Source organism: Bradyrhizobium sp. S3.2.6, assembly GCF_040546885.1.
Taxonomy (GTDB): Bacteria; Pseudomonadota; Alphaproteobacteria; order Rhizobiales; family Xanthobacteraceae; genus Bradyrhizobium; species Bradyrhizobium cytisi.
The window spans coordinates 1-3,352 of sequence record NZ_JBEPOS010000058.1 but is presented as its reverse complement, the minus strand read 5'-3'; the positions used below and the strand labels follow the sequence as shown (position 1 = coordinate 3,352).

Annotated in this window: 3 protein-coding genes; all 3 read left to right on the top strand. The window is 60.4% G+C overall.

What is annotated here, in order from left to right; translation table 11 throughout:
- The first annotated feature begins 132 nt into the window (after positions 1-132).
- The 3 genes from ABID58_RS37230 to ABID58_RS37220 are packed head-to-tail and all read left to right on the top strand — an operon-like array spanning position 133 to position 3,262.
- Complete coding sequence (locus tag ABID58_RS37230; protein WP_354037790.1) at positions 133-1,356, top strand: site-specific integrase; 1,224 nt, start codon at positions 133-135, stop codon at positions 1,354-1,356.
- Positions 1,353-2,276 carry a tyrosine-type recombinase/integrase gene (locus tag ABID58_RS37225; protein ID WP_354037789.1) on the top strand — a complete coding sequence of 308 codons (924 nt, stop codon included), beginning with the start codon at positions 1,353-1,355 and terminating at the stop codon, positions 2,274-2,276. The genes ABID58_RS37230 and ABID58_RS37225 overlap by 4 nt, the downstream gene beginning before the upstream one ends.
- Entirely contained in the window at positions 2,273-3,262 is a 990-nt protein-coding gene (locus tag ABID58_RS37220) for a tyrosine-type recombinase/integrase (RefSeq protein WP_354037788.1), read from the top strand. Before ABID58_RS37225 ends, ABID58_RS37220 begins: the two co-directional genes overlap by 4 nt.
- Positions 3,263-3,352 lie beyond the last annotated feature (90 nt).

The window sequence follows — 3,352 nt, the reverse complement described above, 5'->3', positions numbered from 1 at the left end:
CCGACCTCGGGATTATGCCGACCATTGGCTCTGAACGGGCTCTGGCGGCGGCGATTGCTGCGTTAGAGTCGGCATAATCCGATTGGTCTCACAGCGTACAGTCTCCCTCTTGCCAATTGAAGGGAGGCTTTCATGTTGATTGATCTGTCACGAGTTGGGGTTTCGGGTCCGCTTTCGGCATTCGCGACTGGGTTTGCCGACCACATGACACGACAAGGCTATAACCCACACCAGACCCGCCTGCACTTATTGCTGCTAAACCACCTGAGCAATTGGCTTGCGAGCGAGGGGCTCGTTGTAGGGGAACTGCGCGCAAAGGAAGTAGAGCGGTTTCAGCTCAGCCGTGATGAAGCGGGTTACAGCTTTCTTCGCTCTATCAGAGCGATGCAGCCGATCCTCGGTTACCTGCGCGGTCTTGGGATCGCACCGCCGGCTTCGTCACCTCCGGTCAGCGGAGTGCTTGAAGCGGCCCTGGCGCGATACCGAGGTTACTTGATACTTGAACGTGGCATCAGGAATGCGTCAGCGTCCCGGTATATTGAACTGATGCGTCCCTTCCTTCAAACCAAGGTCTTGGCGGACGGCCATACTCTAGACCTTCGAAGCCTGACGGCGGTTGACGTCGTTTCTTTCGTGGTGACAAACTGCCCTCGCCTGAGCCCTGGGACGGCCGGGTTGACAGTGTCGGCCCTTCGATCACTACTCGGTTTTCTTTACGTCGACGGCGTTATCGATCGGTCACTCGTGTCTGCGGTACCGACCGTTCCCGGTCGGCGATTAACCGGATTGCCGAAGGGATTGGCCGCTGACCAAGTGCAGCGCCTTCTGGCGTCCTGCGACACCAGCACCCGAAGTGGCTGTCGTGACTTCGCGGTCCTGACCATGCTTGTTCGCCTGGGCTTGCGGGCAGGCGAAGTCGCCAAACTGCAGCTTGAGCATATCGATTGGCGAGGCGGCGAGATCGTGATTGCCCACAGCAAAGGCAATCGCACCGAACGACTGCCATTGCCTGCAGACGTCGGCGAAGCAATCGCGGCTTACTTGCATCACAGCCGTCCCGCAAGCACGCAAGGCCGAATGGTGTTTGCACGGATCACAGCTCCGCATCATGCTCTCACCACTGGCGCGGTAACGCAGATTGTTCGCCACGCTGGCGAACGGTGCGGCTTTGAACCGATCCATGCTCACCGGCTGCGTCACACCGCAGCGACTCTGATGCTACGCGGCGGTGCATCGCTGCCCGAGATTGGACAACTCCTGCGCCACCGCAACGCCATTACGACATCGATCTATGCCAAGGTCGATCGCGATGCTCTGCGGTCGATCGCTCGCCCTTGGCCGGGTGTCGTCGCATGAACGCTCTCCGTAAGGCTCTCGCAGACTACTTTGTGGTTCGCCGCGCCCTCGGCTTTAAGCTCTATCGAGCCGAGAAGCTCCTCGGTCAGTTTCTCACCTTCGTCGAGGATCGCGGCGAAGATCATCTGACAACCGAGGCGGCGCTCGTTTGGGCGACGCTTCCTAAGCGCGGTCGAACCTGGGCATTTGCCCGGCTTTCCGTTGTTCGCCGCTTCGCTAAACACCTGCGCGGGATCGACCCCGCGACCGAGGTGCCCCCGACCCACTTGCTGGTGCAGCAAAAGGGCCGAGCAACGCCCTACCTATATTCGGAGTCGGATATCGCGGCCCTCATCGCCGCGGCCGGGACGCTGCGGACACCGCACCGAGTGGCGACATTTCGGACATTGATCGCCTTGCTTGCAGTGACCGGAATGCGGGTTGGGGAAGCGATCGGCCTCGACCGCGACGATTTTGACTCCGTCATTGGACTACTCACCATTCGGAACGCAAAGTTCGGCAAGTCTCGCCAATTACCGCTGCATCCGAGCACGGTGGCTGCACTGGTTGATTATCTGCGTCGAGAAGACCGTCCGACAAACTCGTCGAATACGCCGGCACTGCTGGTCACTACGGTTGGCACCAGATTCCACTACATGGGTATCCAGCCCGTCTTTCGTCAAATTGTCGACCGTGCCGGCCTCAAGCCGCGCGCGGGCTCATGCCGTCCGAGGCTCCATGACCTGCGGCATGGATTTGCCGTCAATACCATCCTTGACGGATATCGAGATGGCAGGGAGCCGGGGAACCGGATCGCGTTGTTGTCGACCTACCTCGGCCACGTCGATCCTGTCAGCACATACTGGTATCTTTCAGCTGCGCCGGAGTTGCTGACGCTGGTTGGTGATCGTTTGGAGCGGCACCTCGGAGGTGCCGCATGACCGCACTTGCCCCAACCCTGCAAGCGTTCTTCACGGAACGCCTCATCCGCCAGCGCCAGGCTAGTCCCCATACACTTGCAGCCTACCGGGACACGCTGCGGCTGCTGCTGGTTTTCGCGTCCGCGAGGAAGGACGTCGAACCATCGAAGCTGGACATCCACGATCTTGATGCGCCGCTCATCGGCGCCTTCCTCGACCATCTTGAGAAGCAGCGCGAGAATAGTGCGCGCACTCGCAACGCTCGACTTGCCGCCGTCCGTTCGCTGTTCCGGTACGCAGCGCTTCGACATCCCGAGCATGCCGCCGTAATCGAGCGGGTGCTTGCCATTCCACGCAAGCGTTTCGACCGAAGGCTCGTCACTTTCCTGATCGAACCTGAACTCGATGCGCTGTTCCGCGCACCCGACCGCTCGACCTGGACCGGGCGGCGCGACCATACCCTGCTTACGCTCGCGGCCCAAACGGGCCTGCGTGCGTCAGAATTGATCGGCCTTCGCATCAGCGATGTTCATCTCGGCACTGGCGCCCATATCAGTTGCATGGGGAAAGGACGGAAGTTGCGGATCACACCGATTACCGCGGGTATGGTCGCCCTCCTGCGTGTTTGGCTCGCCGAGCGCTCGGGTCAACCGACGGAGCCACTTTTCGTCACTCGATCGGGAACGTCACTCAGCCGTGACGCCCTCGAACATCGGCTCGCCAAATACGTTCAGATCGCCGCCCGCGCCTGTCCGTCGTTGGGACACAAATCCATCAGCATGCATGTGTTGCGTCATAGCGCCGCGATGCGACTGCTGCGGGCAGGAATTGAAACCTCGGTGATAGCACTTTGGCTCGGCCATGAGCAGGTCGAAACCACCCACATCTACCTACACGCTGATATGGGAATCAAGGAACGCGCACTGGCCGCGACAGCTCCAGCGGTAGCCACCCCCGGTCGTTTTCGACCGAACGACAAGCTTCTCGCATTTCTGGAGGCACTGTGATTATGCCGACCCCAACGCAGCGATCGCCGCCGCCAGAGCCCGTTCAGAGGCAATGGTCGGCATAATCCCGAGGTCGGCATAGTAGAGATT

What these genes read in the sequence shown, in the direction of transcription:
- ABID58_RS37230 (WP_354037790.1), top strand. Translation starts at nt 133, where the DNA reads ATGTTGATTGATCTGTCACGAGTTGGGGTTTCGGGTCCGCTTTCGGCA.
- ABID58_RS37225 (WP_354037789.1), top strand. Translation starts at nt 1,353, where the DNA reads ATGAACGCTCTCCGTAAGGCTCTCGCAGACTACTTTGTGGTTCGCCGC.
- ABID58_RS37220 (WP_354037788.1), top strand. Translation starts at nt 2,273, where the DNA reads ATGACCGCACTTGCCCCAACCCTGCAAGCGTTCTTCACGGAACGCCTC.